The sequence below is a fragment of the Candidatus Microthrix parvicella Bio17-1 genome (genome assembly GCF_000299415.1).
In the GTDB taxonomy this organism is placed as follows: Bacteria; Actinomycetota; Acidimicrobiia; order Acidimicrobiales; family Microtrichaceae; genus Microthrix; species Microthrix parvicella.
The window spans coordinates 838,009-853,799 of the sequence record NZ_AMPG01000001.1; the positions used below are offsets into that span (position 1 = coordinate 838,009).

The 15,791-nt window shown below is 69.0% G+C and carries 12 protein-coding genes; 5 read left to right on the top strand and 7 right to left on the bottom strand.

The features are described 5' to 3' along the window. Positions 1–122 precede the first annotated feature (122 nt). From MPARV_RS0104110 to MPARV_RS0104125, 4 genes are all read right to left on the bottom strand, one after another. The gene (locus tag MPARV_RS0104110; RefSeq protein WP_020377347.1) at positions 123–959 is read right to left on the bottom strand and encodes an SDR family NAD(P)-dependent oxidoreductase; all 837 of its coding nucleotides are present in this window, start codon (positions 957–959) and stop codon (positions 123–125) included. A gap of 50 nt (positions 960–1,009) precedes the next feature. Further along, positions 1,010–1,285, bottom strand: a complete 276-nt coding sequence (locus MPARV_RS0104115) for a hypothetical protein (protein WP_012231389.1) — start codon at positions 1,283–1,285, stop codon at positions 1,010–1,012. An 18-nt stretch (positions 1,286–1,303) separates the two neighbouring features. Beyond that, the gene (locus tag MPARV_RS22160) at positions 1,304–4,426 is read right to left on the bottom strand and encodes a DEAD/DEAH box helicase (protein WP_020377348.1); all 3,123 of its coding nucleotides are present in this window, start codon (positions 4,424–4,426) and stop codon (positions 1,304–1,306) included. Positions 4,427–4,595: 169 nt separating this feature from the next. Next, a complete protein-coding gene (locus MPARV_RS0104125) occupies positions 4,596–6,740 on the bottom strand; it encodes an oxidoreductase (protein WP_020377349.1) in 2,145 nt (714 codons plus the stop codon). A gap of 73 nt (positions 6,741–6,813) precedes the next feature. On the opposite strand from MPARV_RS0104125, the gene MPARV_RS0104135 reads away from it, so the two are divergent. Continuing rightward, complete coding sequence (locus tag MPARV_RS0104135; RefSeq protein WP_012231393.1) at positions 6,814–8,136, top strand: glycoside hydrolase family 3 N-terminal domain-containing protein; 1,323 nt, start codon at positions 6,814–6,816, stop codon at positions 8,134–8,136. Between the two features lie 39 nt (positions 8,137–8,175). Here the strand turns inward: MPARV_RS0104135 and MPARV_RS0104140 are convergent, their stop codons facing one another. Next, positions 8,176–9,705 carry a class I adenylate-forming enzyme family protein gene (locus tag MPARV_RS0104140; RefSeq protein WP_020377350.1) on the bottom strand — a complete coding sequence of 510 codons (1,530 nt, stop codon included), beginning with the start codon at positions 9,703–9,705 and terminating at the stop codon, positions 8,176–8,178. A gap of 129 nt (positions 9,706–9,834) precedes the next feature. Between MPARV_RS0104140 and MPARV_RS0104145 the strand changes: the two genes are divergently transcribed. The 4 genes from MPARV_RS0104145 to MPARV_RS0104160 are packed head-to-tail and all read left to right on the top strand — an operon-like array spanning position 9,835 to position 13,802. After that, positions 9,835–10,632 carry an enoyl-CoA hydratase/isomerase family protein gene (locus tag MPARV_RS0104145; RefSeq protein WP_012231397.1) on the top strand — a complete coding sequence of 266 codons (798 nt, stop codon included), beginning with the start codon at positions 9,835–9,837 and terminating at the stop codon, positions 10,630–10,632. 3 nt (positions 10,633–10,635) lie between these two features. Further along, positions 10,636–12,249, top strand: coding sequence for a class I adenylate-forming enzyme family protein (locus tag MPARV_RS0104150; RefSeq protein ID WP_012231399.1), 1,614 nt, complete (start codon positions 10,636–10,638; stop codon positions 12,247–12,249). Continuing rightward, the gene (locus MPARV_RS0104155; RefSeq protein ID WP_012231401.1) at positions 12,246–12,977 is read left to right on the top strand and encodes a PIG-L deacetylase family protein; all 732 of its coding nucleotides are present in this window, start codon (positions 12,246–12,248) and stop codon (positions 12,975–12,977) included. The genes MPARV_RS0104150 and MPARV_RS0104155 overlap by 4 nt, the downstream gene beginning before the upstream one ends. A 57-nt stretch (positions 12,978–13,034) precedes the next feature. After that, positions 13,035–13,802, top strand: a complete 768-nt coding sequence (locus MPARV_RS0104160; protein ID WP_020377351.1) for a prepilin peptidase — start codon at positions 13,035–13,037, stop codon at positions 13,800–13,802. Between the two features lie 48 nt (positions 13,803–13,850). Here the strand turns inward: MPARV_RS0104160 and MPARV_RS0104165 are convergent, their stop codons facing one another. Both MPARV_RS0104165 and MPARV_RS0104175 read right to left on the bottom strand, forming a co-directional pair. After that, positions 13,851–14,942, bottom strand: coding sequence for a DUF459 domain-containing protein (locus MPARV_RS0104165; RefSeq protein ID WP_157789451.1), 1,092 nt, complete (start codon positions 14,940–14,942; stop codon positions 13,851–13,853). A 373-nt stretch (positions 14,943–15,315) separates the two neighbouring features. Then, complete coding sequence (locus MPARV_RS0104175; protein ID WP_031277226.1) at positions 15,316–15,741, bottom strand: CBS domain-containing protein; 426 nt, start codon at positions 15,739–15,741, stop codon at positions 15,316–15,318. Positions 15,742–15,791 lie beyond the last annotated feature (50 nt).

The following is a 15,791-nucleotide window of genomic DNA, read 5'->3' on the forward strand; positions in this document are numbered from 1 at the left end:
GCTGGGTGGAATCGGGCTCGGGTGCAGCGACGGTGGCCAGGCGAGGGTGGCTGGGCGGGTGGGGCGCGGCCAGCGGGGCCAGCGGGGCCAGGCGCGGAGACGCTGTCGATGTTGCGGCCCGGCTACAACAGCCAGGCCCCGTCGGATCGCCGGCGCTTCCACCCGGAGGCGGCGTACGTGCCACCATCGAGGTGAATGGTGGAGCCGGTGATGAACCGGGACATGTCTGAGGCCAGAAAAATCACGGCACCGGCGGCGTCATCGGGCGTGCCCGTCTCGGGCCATGGTTGCGAATCGTAGGTGTCGTCGACCAACGCACCGGCCGCTTCCGCCAAGGCATCGTCGCCGGGTGTGGGGATCATGTCGGGGGCCACGGCGTTCACCCGGATGCGCCGATCGGCCAGCTCGAGTGCCAGAGTGCGGGTGAGATTCTCGACCGCCGCCTTCATCGCCGAATAGATCGCGAAACCGGGGCCCGCCCGATGCCCCTCGATGGAGGTGACCGACACGATCGATCCGCCCTCCACCAGGTATGGCACGCAGCTACGAATCATGTGGGTGACCTGGGTGAAGTTCTCGGCGATGAGCGCCGCCTCCCCCCTGGCCGTCACGTCAAGAAACGGAGCCCAGAAGCCGCCACCCGCGTTGTTCACCAGAACATCAAGCCCGTCGATACGCGCCATCGTGTCGGCCAACACCTCGTCGACCGCATCTGAATCGCGAACGTCACAGACGCCGGTCAGGCAGGTGGCCCCTAGCGATTCGATGACGCCCCGCAGACTGATGACACCAACCTCGTCACGGTCGATCGCCACGATGTTGGCCCCAAACCGTGCGGCACCGAGCGCTATGGCCCGGCCGAGGCCGCGGGCGGCGCCGGTGACGAGCACCCAACGATCGTCCAGGCGGGCCCAGTCCGGCCCGAAGGCCTCATCGGGAGTGTCTGCGACGGCGGTCATCGGCCGCCCCCGACGGTCATCGGCCGCCCCCGGCGGTGGCTCGTGGGCGCCTAGTCATCATCGCCCTCGGGCACCGCCAGCAGTCCGGATGCCGCGGCGAGGGCCTCGGCCATGCCTGAGGCCCGTTCTGCCACTGCCGCCAGGTAGTGCTCGGCGACGCTGTGCTGCCCCGGGAGCGGCGGGTTGCCGAGCGACCGCACCAACGTGGTGGGATCACCCTGCACCGAGATCGGCCGCGGGTCGGGCAGCATGGGCACGGGCCGCCAGAGGTCGACCGACTTCTTACGCTTGTTGCGGCGTCGGTTGTTTTTCGATCGGTTGACCATCAGGCCCCGGCCTTCCGTTCACAGTTCATCGACATCGTCCTCGGTCAACATTGCATCGGGTTCGAGACCAAGCGCCGTGCGCAGCTGGTCGCCGTTGAGGTCGGAAAGCGACGACGATTTGGGCAACACCAGGTTGGCGATGTGGCGCTTGCCCGAAACCACCTCCTCCACCCGTTCGTCGACGGTGCCCGGGCACACCAGGCGGTGCGAGATCACGGTCTTGGTTTGGCCAATGCGCCAGGCGCGGTCGCGTGCCTGGTCCTCCACCGCCGGGTTCCACCAGCGGTCGTAGAGCACCACGTGGTTGGCCGCGGTGAGGTTGAGGCCGGTGCCACCCGCCTTCAGTGACAGCACCAACGCGCCCGGGCCTTCGCCCTCCTGAAACTGCTTGACCAACCGGTCGCGGGCACCCCGTGCCAGCGACCCGTCGTAGGAGGAGATCTTCACCCCGGTCTTCTCGGTGAGGTACTCGGCCAGCCGCCGGCCCCACGAGGCGAAGTGGGTGAAGATCAGCACGCGCTCGCCGGAGGCGAACACCGTGTCGATGATCTCTTCCAGCCGGGCCAGCTTGCCCGACCGACCATCGAGGGGCAGGTCGTCGTGTTGGTAGGCGGCCGGGTGGTTGCAGATCTGCTTGAGCGCGGTGATCGCCGCCAGCACCGCACCCTTCTTTGGGTCGCCCCCCACCTCGGAGCTGTCGGCGACCAGCGAGTCGAGCACCGCCTGGTACAGGCCGATCTGCTCCTTGGTCATCGCGCAGTGATCGAGCTCGTCGATGCGGTCGGGAAGCTCCTTGGCCACCTCGGGTTCGGACTTGGTGCGACGGAACACCAACAGGCCGTTGAGCGCCCGCAGCGCCGCCTCGGCCTCGCCGGAAAGACCGGCGATGAACTCGGGTCGGGAACCGACCAACCCGGGATTACAGAAGTCGAGGATGGCCCACAGATCGCCCAGCCCATTTTCAATGGGGGTGCCGGTGAGGGCGATTCGGCTGCGGGCGGTGAGGCGACGCAGCTGTTGTGAGGTCTCATTGGCCGGGTTCTTGATGGCCTGGGCCTCGTCGAGCACCACCCTGTCCCAGTTGTGATCCTCCAGCAGACCCACGTCGCGCACCGCCGTGCCGTACGTGGTGAGAATCACATCGTTGTTGCGCACCGCCCGCTTGAATGCCGCTCCCTGAGCGCGGTTTGCGCCGTGGTGCACCACCACCGACAGCCCTGGCGTAAACCGGCGGGCCTCGGCGGCCCAGTTGCCAACCACCGCCGGCGGGGCGATCACCAACGACGGACCCTCTGAACCGGGGGCGGCCAGGTGAGCGAGCACCGTGGGGGTTTTGCCCAGGCCCATGTCGAGCGCCAGGCAGCCGCCCAGGTCGACGGCATCGAGGAAACCGAGCCACGCCAACGCCTCGGCCTGGTAGGCGCGCAGTTCGCCGTGGAAGCCTTCCGGCTTGGCGTCGGGCACGGGCAGGTTGCGGGCTTGGGCCAGCAACTGGCCCGCCCAGCTTTCGCCCTCAACCGACACGCCACCGGAGAGCGCCACGCGGTCGAGCCCGACGGAGGCCCGCAGGATCTCGGCGCCGGTCATCTGGCTACGCACCGAGCGCTCGGCCAGCGCCGCCGCCGCCTCCTTCAGGTCCACCTTGTCGAGCTCCACCCACTTGCCATGGCTCTGCACCAGCGGGCGGGCCTGGGTGGCCAGGCGGGCGATCTCCTCGGCGCTCAGCTCGACGTCATCAAACAGCGCCGACCATGACACGTTGGACAGCTGGTTGGCGCCCACCACCGAGTCTCCGGTGGGCTCGGTGAACAACCGCAGCGACGGCGACGGCTTCCGGCGCGACAACGCCGGCAGCCGCAGGTCGTAACCCGCAGCAGCAAGGCTGGGCCCGCCCCTACTCATCAGCTCCCAGGCCTCCTCGGTGGAGAGGTAGACCTGGCCCCTTCGCATCGCACCCGGACGTAACAGGGCGGGCAGAATGCGCTCCAGGCGATTCAGCTCGTCACCCAGAACCTTCGTCCCGGGGCGATCGGTCAGCGCCAACTCGATGGGCATGAGGTTGCCCTCCGCCCCGGGGCCCAGCACCGACAGGAACCATGCGTCGGAGGAATCCGGCGGGTCGAGTTGCACCACCAGCCTGGTGCGACCAGATCCGGTGACCGACTTCGACCAGCGGTCGAGACGCTTGGACACTTCGGCCCCGGCCGAAATCGGCGCTTCGAAGGCCGATCCGTCCAGCCGGGTGAGGAACGCTTCGGCCACCCCTGAGGCGTTGCGAACCTGAGGCGGTGGGGCGGGCAGTTCGATGCGCGACGACGCCTCCCGCACGATGGCGTCGGTGACGGCACGCAGCACCGACAAGGTGACCGAGCGGGCGTCGGCGCGGGCCAGCAGGATGACGGCCTCGGGCATGGCCGAGGACATCTCCTCCAGGTCGATCTGGTCGAGCAGCGCAGGGACCCAGCGCACCGACATGTCCATCACGCCACCGCGATCACGCTTCTCGCCGTGCAGCATGGGGACGATGGCCCCCGTTGCAACCTGGCGCACGGCGGCGACGGCAACCCGGCCCAGCCAGGCGACGCTTCCACCCACTCCGTCGCGCCCCAGGCCTCCACCGACGGCAACCAGCCACCCCAGTGACTCCTCCACAGGAATCGACAACGCCGCTGCGGTGGCACCGTTGGGAAGCGACACATCCCGGTGAACGCTCCAACCCACCGCAGGCCCACCGATGCGTTCCAGAATGTCGGCCAGACCGTCGTTGTCGGCCGGAAGCGTGCTCGGACCCGCAGCCCAAACGACGATCTGACCGCCGGCCCACGAGGCCTGCAAACGAACCTCGCCGGGCGGATCCGCCTCGACCAACACTTCGCTCAGGTCACCCGGCGCCAGCATGCGGTCATAGGCGCTCTCCAGGCGTGCGAGTTCGGCCTCGATATCAGCCACCACCCGACCCCGCTCAGGTCCACGCAACTTGCGCACGTGGTCGAGCGAGTCCTCGGTGTCGTCGATCAACACTTCAAGCTGGCGACGCCACAGCAGCGGATCGCGTTCGAGCAGCGCTACGTCGGTTTCGGTGGCGACACCGTCGGCAGCGGCCCAGGCTGCGGCTTCAAGGGCAGGGCTCAGGTGGTTCATCCCTGTGCGGGTTCTCCTTCGAACTACTGACCGTCACGCCCGCTGGTGCGGGGCACGACCGCCAAGACATCGGACACCCCAAGGTTCGGATGGTGCAGGCCGTTCCCTTGGCCGCGCCGTCCGGGTGGAGTTCCGGAAGTCGTAGCGTAGCGGGTGGCCGCCTCACCCGCTACAGCAGGCGGCCGACCCGATGCCCGTCGGCGATGGCCTGGTCCGCCCAACGCGGCGCCAGGGCGTCGCCCACGGTGTGCACCTCAAGGCCTGGGCGGGCCTCGGCCAGTTGGGCCGCCAGGCCGTCGACCGAACGGGCGGGCGCTCTGACGATCACGGTGCTGACGCAATCGATCGACAGGCCGGCCTGGCCAAGGTTGTCCCGTCCCCTCACTCGCAGCGCGCACCACCCCGTCCCAGGGTCGGGCTCAGCCGCCGGATCGGCCGGCTCGATCGCCTCCACCAGGTGGTGCGGCAGATGCGCCACACCCGCCCGTCGAGCGCGTCGCAGCAACTCCAGCCGGGTCTCCGGGTCGGTGGCGGTCGGCTCGGCAAACGGCGACACCAGCGTGGTCTCCACCTCGCCGTCCGCCAGCAACCCGGCCAGACCGAACGCCTCGACGAACCCCACCAGGTCGACGACCACCACGCGGTCCCCCAAGGCCCGCGGTCCGGCGGCCAGCACGACACGGAGCGCAGCCTCATGGTCGAGCACGCCGGGACGATCCACCCCGATGATCGGCGGGTGCCAGGCGACCTCGGACGACGCGTCGCCGACCGCGCCGGTGGCCACCACCACGGCGTCGGGCTCCAGGGTCAGCACCGAGTCGGCCGTGGCGGTCTCGCCGGTTCGCAGCGTCACTCCACGCCGCTCGCATTCGGCGGCACGCCACGTCACAAACCCGGTCAGCTCACCCCGCCCGGGCAACCGGCTTGCAAGGTTGATACGCCCGCCGGTGAGCGCCTCGCGTTCCAGCAGGGTGACCCGATGGCCGCGAGCGGCCGCCACCCACGCTGCCTCCAGCCCCGCCGGACCCGCCCCCACGACCACCACGCTGCGCCCCACCCGCGTCTTGAACATGGTGTCTCGGCCCAGGGTTGCTTCCCGCCCAACCACCGGGTTGGTGGCGCAGGTGACCGGCTCGCCTCGCACAGCATTGCCGTGACAGCTCTCGTTACAACCCGTGCAGACTCGAATGCGGCCACCCTCGCCGTCGTGATCACGGGACACCCATGCGGGGTCGGCGATCAGGGCCCGCACCATGCACACCCCGTCGGCGGCCCCCACAGCCAGCACGTTGGCTGCTTCGGCGGGGGTGATCAACCGGCCGCCGACCAGTACGGGCACCGGTCGACGCTCATCGCCGACGTTGCGCACCCGGGCCCGGATCGCGGCGCCCGCCTCCATCCCGTATCCGTGGTCGCGATACAGCGACGGCGACCCACCCTGGACTCCCCAGCCAGAAGATGCCGTCGGATCCACGGCCACATTGAGGAAGTCGACCAGGCCATCGACCACCAGGGCTGAGGCAACCTCAGCCGGGTCACCGGCGCCCGATCCAACCGTGCCCGACGGATCGCCGGTCGGGCCGGAGCGCACCCCGGCGTCGACGCCGACGCCGACGCCGAGTCTCAGCCCGACCGCCATCCCGTCTCCCGCCCGTTCCCGCACCGCCACCAGCACCTCCCGCAGCAATCGCAGCCGACCGTCGGCGCCCCGCCCGTACCGGTCCTGCCGGCCGTTCAAGACCGGAGACAGAAACCCATGCAGCAGGCCACCGTGCGCAGCATCCACCTCGATGCCGTCCAATCCAGCCGATCGGGCATGCCGTGCCGCACGCCCGTAGTGGGTCACCAGGTCGGACAGGTCGTCAAGGCTCAGCGACCGGGGGGCCTCGAAGCGATAGCCGACGCCACCGGCCGACACCGCAGCCCGTTTGGTCCAGCCACTCCCAGCCGTTGGACCGTCGTGTCCCAACTGGATCATGGCCAGCGCTCCGTGGGCCTGAAGCGTGCGGGCGAGCAACGACCACCCGGCGATGACCCGCCGGTCCCAGGCGATGGGCAGGTTCGGCGCAGCAGCGACGGCGTCGGGGTGAACCGCTGTTGGGCCGCAGATCACCGTGCCGACGCCACCCGCAGCACGCTCGGCCAGGTACGTCACCAGTCGGTCCCCCACCAGGCCGGGCTCGCCATAGGTCGGCGATGGTTCGGCGAACAACGTGTGGTGGGCACCGAACAACACCCGGTTGCGAGCGGTCTTCGGCCCAAGGGTCAGCGATTGGTGCAATTCGGGGTGCGGACCGGAGGATGAGGCGACCATTCCACCAGCGTGTCAAACGCAGCGGCGTGGTGGTGGCCACCGACGCCGGCACCACAGCCGGTACGATTCACTGGTGATCCATCATCGGCGCTCCTCCCTCGGTGCCGGCGGGGTCGGGCTGCGGCGCCGACGCGTCGGTACGGCCATCGCCCTGCTGGGCGCCACCTCGCTCATCGGGGCATGCGCAGGCACCACGTCGTCGGACGTCACCGCAGTGGGCGTTCAGGACCCGGTATCGACCAACAGCGCGCCGAGCACCACCTCATCGGGCGGCACCGACGCTGCGAGCATCGACCTTGATCCGCTCAAGCCGTGCCTCGACACCTTGAGCGTCGAGGAAAAAGCCGGGCAGGTGTTGTGGGTGATGACCGCAACCCCGGCCAACGTCGCCGATTCCGCCAAAGCCGGAAAGATCGGTGGGGTCGGGGCGCTGGAGGACCAGGGCGGCGACATTGCGGGCCAGATCACCGCCGTCACGGCCGACACCAAGGTCCCCATGACCGTCGCGTCCGACGAGGAGGGTGGCACGGTGCAACGGCTGGACAAGGTGATCGAGCCGCTGCCGTCGGCCCGTGACACCACGGGTACGCTGTCGACCGCCCAAACCAAGGCGATGTGGACCAAGTACTCCACGTCGATGGCGGGGTTGGGGTTTACGGCCAACTTCGCTCCGGTGCTCGACGTCGGCTTCGGCGTCGCGTTGAAGAGTCGCTCGTACGCCCTCGACCCGCAGGTGGTGGTCGACTTCGCGCTGGCGGCCGCCGATGGCATGACCGAGGGTGGGATCAAGCCAATCGCCAAGCACTTTCCCGGAATCGGCTACGCCACCGCCGACCCGCACGGCGAGTTGGTGCGGGTCAGCAGCCTCAACGAACTGAAGCAACGGGAGTTTCTTCCGTTCAAAGCAGCCATCGACGCCGGCATTCCCGCCATCATGACCACCCATGCGGTGATCCCCGACGTCACCAACGGCGAGCCGGTGACGATGTCGCCGGAAGGCATCGCGCTGTTGCGCGACGACCTGGGTTTCAAGGGTCTGATCGTCACCGACTCGTTGATCATGGGCGCCATCGCCGACCAGAGGACACAGAGCCAGGCCGCCGTGCAGGCGTTGGTTGCCGGCAACGACGTGGCATTGATCGCAGGAGCCCAGAACGTTGACGAGGTGCACACGGCGCTGGTGGCGGCCGTTGCGGACGGCACCATCTCGGAGAAGCGGCTGAACGAGTCGGTCAAGCGGGTGCTGGACTTCAAGGGTGTGAAGGGACCTTGTTCCAAGGGTGGCGCGCAGCCGACCACGTCGGGCGACGCCCAAACGAGCACCAGCGCCGCTTCGGGCACCACCGTGCTGGAACGCGACCCGGTGGGTGGCGGCCAGCCGGCCGACCAGGGGTAACCCGTCCGCCGAGCAGCGGCTGATCAGGCCGGCCTCGGCTCAGTTCACCTGACGGTCGAGGCCCTCCCAGTAGGGCGCACGCAGCTTGAACTTCTGCAGCTTGCCGGTGGCGGTCCGCACCAACTCCTCACGAAACTCGATCGTCTTGGGGCACTTGTAACCCGCCAGCCGCTGCCGGGTGTGGGCGATCAGTGCCTCCTCGGTGAGGGTGGAGCCGTCCGTGCGCACCACCAGGGCCATCACCGTTTCGCCCCACTTGTCCGACGGCACCCCGATCACCGCCACTTCGGCCACCTCGGGATGGCTGAACACCGCGTCCTCCACCTCGATCGACGAGACGTTCTCGCCGCCCGAGATGATCACGTCCTTCTTGCGATCCGAGATGGTGACCACGCCACCCTCGACCGTGCCGCCGTCGCCGGTGTGGAACCAACCGTCGACGATGGCCGCGGCGGTGGCCTCCGGCTGAGCCCAGTACCCCTCGAGCACGTGGTTGCCCCGGGCGAGCACCTCCCCGTAGGCGTCCACGCTCACCCGCATGCCGATCGTTGGTGATCCGGCGGCCGCCAGGTTGGACGCCCGCTCCGATGGTGCGAGGTCGTCCCATTCGCTCCGGCAGCGGTTCATCGTCATCAGCGGGGCGGTCTCGGTCAGCCCGTAGATCTGGATGAACTCCCAACCAAGCTCGGCCTCCACCCGTTCGATGGTCTGCGTTGGTGGGGGCGCACCGGCCACGATCACCCGCATGCGGTCACGGCCGGGCACCGGGTCGAACTCGGGCGCAGCTTCGAGGGCGGCCGCGACGACCGCCGGGGCGGCGCAGGCAAACGTGACACCGTGGCGGTCGATCCGTCGCAGGATCTCGGCACCGTCCACCTTGCGCAGCACCACCTGTTTCACGCCCATGCCCAGCGAGGCGTACACCATGCCCCACCCGTTGCAGTGAAACATCGGCAGCGTGTGCAGGTAGACGTCCCGCTCGTTCACCCCGGCGTGCCAGCCAAAGGTGGAGGCGTTGAGCCACAGCGAGCGGTGGGTCTGCTCCACCCCCTTGGGGCGGGCGGTGGTGCCCGACGTGTAGTTGATGGTGGCGGTGGCGTCCTCGTCGGGCTCCCAGGGTGCGGGCTCGCCGTCGGTGAAAAACCATTCGACATCGCTGTCGGTGCCCAGCATCACCTTGTGGGCGACGTCAAGGTCGGCAACGGTGTCGGCCAGTTCCGGGTCGTACAACAACACCGTGGCCCCGCAGTGGTCGACGATGTAGGCGACCTCGGCCGGGCTGAGGCGGAAGTTGACCGGCACGTAGACGCGTCCCCAGCCCGACACCCCGAAGAATCCACAGGCCAGGCGGGCCGAGTTCTGCGAGATGATCGCCACCCGTTCCCCCACCCCGATGCCAAGCGCGTCCAGGTGAGCGGCCTGGTTGCGGGCCCGACGGGCGAACTCGGCGCCGGTCACCTCGCCCCACGACTCGGCGATTTGATCGGGTTCGTCCACGAACACCACCCGGTCCGGAAACACGGTCTCGGCCCGATCGAGGAAATCGATGACGCTCAGGTCAACCTTCATGTGCTTGCTCTCCCCCGGTGACGTGCCGGGACCCCTCCGCGGCACGGTGTCACGGTACCGCCCGACCGGATGCCGACGCAGCCCCTCGCCACCTGACGATCCGTCAGATCAGCCGGGTAGGGTGACGCGGTGAGCGACTACCAGACCTTGCTGTTGGACATCTCCGACGGGGTGGCCACCCTGACGCTGAACCGCCCCGACCGCTACAACGCGTTCGACGCCACCATGTTGGAGGAGTTGCCGCAGGCGTGGGCCCGCCTGCGCGACGACGGCGAGGTGCGTGCGGTCGTCCTGACCGGCGCCGGCGATGCGGCGTTCTGCACCGGTATCGACCGGGATGCCGTGCCCACCACCGAGGGCGACTACAGCTTCGACCCCTACACCTACCAGGATCCGGGCGAGGCGCTGGGGCCCAAAACCCACGGCATGTGGAAGCCGGTGATCGCAGCGGTCAACGGCATGGCCTGTGGCGGCGCGTTCTATCTGCTGGGCGAGGTGGAGTTTCTGATCGCCGCCGAGGGCGCCACCTTCTTCGATCCCCACGTCACCTACGGCATGGCGGCGGTGCTCGAACCCACGCTGTTGGCACCCCGCATGCCCTTCGGCGACCTGATGCGGATGATGCTGTTGGGTGCCCACGAGCGGCTCTCGGCGGCCCGCGCGCTGGAGGTGGGGCTGGTCAGCGAAGTGACCCCTGCCGATCGGTTGGCCGAGCGGGCCCGTTGGGCGGCCGAGGCGATCGCCTCCCAGCCGGCTGATGCCGTTGTTGCGACGGTCCGCAACCTGTGGATGGCCCAGGAGCTGTCGCGCCGTCAGGCCCTCGACCTCGGCAGCTTTCTGCTGGCTGCCGGCAACTCGGTGGAGGCGCTGGCCGAGGGCCAGGCGTTCTTCGCCTCCGGCAAACGCGTGAAGCCCAACGTTCGATAACCGGTGGTAGTCACCCAAACCCTGGGCCCGGCGGTCAGCCTGGCAGCCACGCTGGCCGAGGCCGCAGTTCGCTTTGGCGACGCGCCGGCGGTGGTCCGCTGGGATGACGAGCCGCTGGGTTACGCAGGCTGGTGGCAACAGGCGCTGGCGGTCGCCCGGTGGATGGCCCGGCGGGGTGTCAGCGAGGGCGACCGGGTGGCATTGATCCTGCCATCGGGCCTGGAGTATCTGGTGGCCTACGCTGCCGCGTCGGCGCTGGGCGCCGTCACGGCGGGGGTCAACCCGTCGCTCGCCCCGGCCGAACGCGCCGCGCTGGTGGAGCTGGTCGATCCCGTCCTGGTGGTCTCCGATCCGACCCTGACCGACGGCCTTCCGGCCGACCGCAACGTGGAGCTGGTCACGCCCTGCGAGCCGGGTCGTGCGCCGTGGGCGGCACAGCTGGAGGCGGACCGATGTGCGTTCCAGGGTGGCGGCGTGGCAGGCCCTCCGCCGCTCGACGGCGCCCCTCAACCGTTACCCGGCCGCGCTGCGGCGCTGGTGTTCACCTCGGGTACCACCGGCCTGCCCAAGGCCGCGCGGTTCACCGAGGGTGCGCTCTCGGCGGTGGCCGCCCTCGATCTCGGCGCCATCGCCCACCGGTGGGGCGGCGGTGGGCCGATGTTCGTGTCCACCCAGTTTGCCCATGTGGGTCTGATGACCAAGCTTCCGTGGTACCTCCGAACCGGTACCAGGCTTCACCTGGTCAACCGTTGGCGGGCCGACGACGTGCTCGAGCTGGTCGCACGGGAGCGCATGGGCGTGATCGGTGCGGTGGCGCCGCAAGTGGCGCTGATGTTGCGTTCCGCGCAGATGGACGCCCTCGACCTCTCGGCGGTGAACCTGCTGATCGTGGGAGGCGCCGCCAGCCCGACCCCCCTGGTGAGGGAGGCCCGCGAGCGCTTCGCCGCCGGGTACACCATTCGCTACTCGTCCACTGAGACCGGCGGCTGCGGGTTGGCCACACCGCCGTGGCCGGAGCACCCGGGCGACGATCGCACCATCGGGCGGCCACGTCCGGGCATCGAAGCCTCGATTCGAGACGACGACGGCGCCGAGGTACCGGACGACTCGCTCGGCGAACTCTGGATCCGAACACCGAGTGCCATGTCCGGGTACTGGGAGGCGCCGGAGGCCACCGCCGTCGCCCTCTCCGACGGCTGGGTTCGCACCGGTGACCTGGCCGTTCGGGAGCCGGCAACCCCGGAACGACCTGGCCGTTACCGGTTGGCGGGACGGCGAGGCGACATGTACATCCGCGGCGGGTACAACGTGTTTCCCGCCGAGGTGGAGGCAGTTCTTGCCGATCACCCCGCCGTCGCACAGGTGGCGGTCGTGCCGAGGGTCGACGAGGTGATGGGCGAGGTGGGGGTGGCCGTCGTGGTGCCACGACCGGGGCTCGCTGCACCAACGCTCGAATCGCTGCGACGGCACGGCGAAGCCTTGATCGCCCGATACAAACTGCCCGAGGCGATGATCATGCTGGAGGCACTTCCGCTGGGGACCACCGGCAAGGTCGACCGGCGGCTCCTCATCGAGCTTGGCGGGCGACCGGACCGCCGGGAAGGCTCCGGGGCATGACCCTCTCCAACGACCCGCAGCTGGACGGCATCGAACGCGTGCTTGCGGTGTTCGCCCACCCCGACGACATCGATTTCGGGGCGGCCGGCACCGTGGCCCGCTGGACCGCCGCCGGCGTGGAGGTGACCTACTGCGTGGTCACCGACGGCGAGGCCGGGGGGCTCGACGACGAGCCCGACCGCGAGGCGGTGGCCCAACTCCGCCGCCAGGAGCAGACGCAGGCGGCGGCCGTCGTGGGCGTGACCAGGCTGGAGTTTCTGGGCTATCCGGATTGTGCGGTGGAGCCGACCCTGGCGCTGCGCCGGGACATCACCCGGGTCATCCGCACCCACCGGCCCCACCGCCTGATCACCATGAGTCCAGAGCGACAGTGGGTCCGAATCGGGCGCTCCCACCCCGACCATCTCGCCACCGGGGAGGCCGCGATGCGGGCCGTGTTTCCCGACGCCCGAACAAAGTTTGCACATCGGGAGCTGGCCGAGGCGGGGTTGGCCCCCTGGGCGGTTCCCCAGGTGTGGCTGATGGTGGGCCGAGACCCCAACACACACGTCGACATCACCGACACGCTCGACGCCAAGCTGGCCGCCCTGTCGTGTCATCGCAGCCAGCACCCCGAGCAGAGCGAACTTCATCGCATGGTGCGGGACATGATGGCCGCCAACGCCGTCGAGTGCGCACTGCCCGAGGGCCGCTTCGCCGAGACGTTTCAGCGCATCGACACCGCTTGAGGTCGGGGGTCGAGCGACCCTGAAAATCCGGATGCCCCTGCCGATGGGCTTGGGGTGATGGCCGGCGTGATCCTCGTGGTGTTGCTGTGCTCACTGCTCGTCGGATGGGTCGTCGCCGTGCCGGTGCACCGCTTCGCAGAAGACGCCGACGGCGAGGGCTTCGCCGTTGCGTGCCCGGCCGCATGCGACGCCTGCGGCACCGAGGTCACCACCGGCGACATCGTTCCGGTGAGATCCTGGTTCGGAGCGGGACGCAGCTGCACCACATGCCGCACCCGGCGTGGCTGGAGTTGGATCGCGCCGCAGCTGGCCACTCCGGTGTTGGCGCTCATCACCACGGTCGCCCTCGGCCCGGTCTCGTCCCTTCCCGCCTACCTGCTGCTGGTGGTGATCCTGGTGATGACGTCGGTCATCGACCTTCGCACCATGCTGATCCCTCGCCGGCTGGTCTGGGGTGGCCTGGCGGGCGGGTTGGTGGCCATGGCGGCCACCTCGCTGTGGATCGGCGGCTGGGGCAACCTGATCGGCGCGCTGATCGGCGCCGCCGCCTACTTCGTGTTCCTGCTCATCTCGTGGTTCATCCTGCCCAGCGGTCTGGGCTTTGGCGACGTCCGGCTCGGTGCACTGCTGGGGCTGTTCCTCGGTTGGATCTCGTGGCCGCTGGTCCTCCCCGCCATGATCCTCGGGTCGGCCCTCACCGTGGTGCAGGGTTTGGCCGTCAACGGGATCTCAGGACGCTCGACTCCCATTCCGTTTGGCCCTGCCCTGGGCCTGGGCGCGTTGGTCACCATCTGGGTGCACGGTCCCATCCTCAACCTGCTCTGAGCTACTCCGTCGCCTCGGCAGAAGGCCGACCGTTGACCCGAAGGGCCGCTATCCGTCAGTGGATGCGGCCGGATCCGTTGGTGGCGCCGCGGCGCCCTGAGGTCCGGAGGCATCCTTGCCGTCGGTCGGGTCCAGTGGGGTGCCGGCGGGCGCAGCGGTTTCGCCGATGGCCCACGTCTTGGCAATCTCATCGACGGTGGCGTCGCTCACCAATTGGGTGCAGCCGACGGTGAGGTGCACACCATCGCCATGGCGGCAGCTGATCTGCTTGCCGTCGGGCAACGTGACGAAGTCGGCATACCCGCCGTCCGGTCCGGCGGTCAGCGCCGGCCCATCGATCAGGGTCACCCAGGGCCGATCGGCGGCGGATTCTCTCACCTGGGTGTTCATTGCCACCACCGAGGCCTGGTGCTTGGCCGAGGCCACATTCGGTTGCAACACCCAGAAGAGCCGCCGGTTGTCGGCCCGAAGCCCGTCGAACACCTGATCAACCCGGTGCCGGTACTCGACGCTCCACCCGGGGGTTCCGGGGCGTGCCACGACGTTGCCACCGGGATCGGTGAGCTCCTGTGCGTCGTTGCCTCCGATCATCATCACCAGGGCCTCCGGCTTGACCTCGGAGGCGACGTCGGCCAGTCGGGCCGGCCAGTTGTAGTAGTCCGGCCTCGCCAGGCCAGAGGAGATCTTGTACTCGTAGGTCACGTCCAAGGTGGGGTCCTTCACCGCAGCCGACTCCATCAACTGGCCCAACGGCTGGCCCATCGAGTCGCCCACCACGTGCACCTCCAGGGGAACGTTGGCCGTCACCTCGCGCAGCGGCGGCGTGGCGTCCTCCGGGGTGGTCTTCGACGCCTTGAAATCAACCTGTTGTTCGGGCGGATCATGCACCTCACGCCCAAGCGCCGCACCCAGCGCGTCGGCCGGGCGGTTGATCGACAGCAGGTTGGACACCCGATCGATCCCCTGGGCGACCGGCAGCGTGACAGCGCGAACCGGCCCAATGTCCATGGCGCGCACCGTGCGGACCAGGTCGCCGGAGGTCAACATCAGAAACAGCAGAAGCGCAATCACGTAGCTCAGCCAGACCGACTGGTAGGGCACGCCAAGGCGCACCCGACCCCCGGATTGTCCGTCCGCCAAACGAACTCTTTTCAGGCCGCGATGTGTTCCCCCACCAGCTTGTCGAGGTGGCTGCTCAGGCCGGCGGCCTCGTACCAGAGTTTCGGCCGGCTCCGCCGGTTCCCAGGCCTCTTCCAGGTGAACGGGCCCGTGGTGCCGACGTCCATCCCCGTGGCGGTCAACCGGCCTACCGTCGGAGCGACGCCCGGCGGTTCGTCGTGGTCGGGTTGGGATTGCCATGGAGTCCTCCGCAGTCGGCAGTGCCGCTCGCGTGATGGGGTCAACCGCCCGCCGCTGCGGGGGTCATCCGAACTCCGATGGTGATGTTAGGGCCGACCAGGCACCGCGCGGGGGATGCCCCCGTCGAGCAGGTCGCCCACCCGTGACCTCGCGGTCAGACGTGGTCGCGCAGGTAACGAATCAAGTCGGTGGAGGTGACAATTCCAGCCAGGTGCCCAACGGCGTCGATCACCACCACCGAGTGATAGTCGCCGCCCGACAGGCGGTCGGCCGCGTCGCGGACGGTGGCGTCCACCGTCAGCGTGTCCAGATCAGCGGTCATCGCATCATCGATGTTGAACTGGTGGTCCAGCATCGACCGCATCATCCGGTCGGTCGGATCCTCGATGTCGTAGACCAACCGCAATACGTCGCTGGCCGACACCATGCCCACCGGCTTCTGGCCATCCATCACCGGTAGGTGGTGGATGTTCCGGGACTCAAACAGGTCGTAGACCTCCGACAACGCCTGAGACCGGTCGGCGGTGATCACCTCTGTGGTCATCACCTCGGAAATGGACGGTGCAGCCTTGTCGCTCATGCCCCCCAGCGTACGCTGAACAGCCGACCCGGCCAGTTCCAAGGATGGGA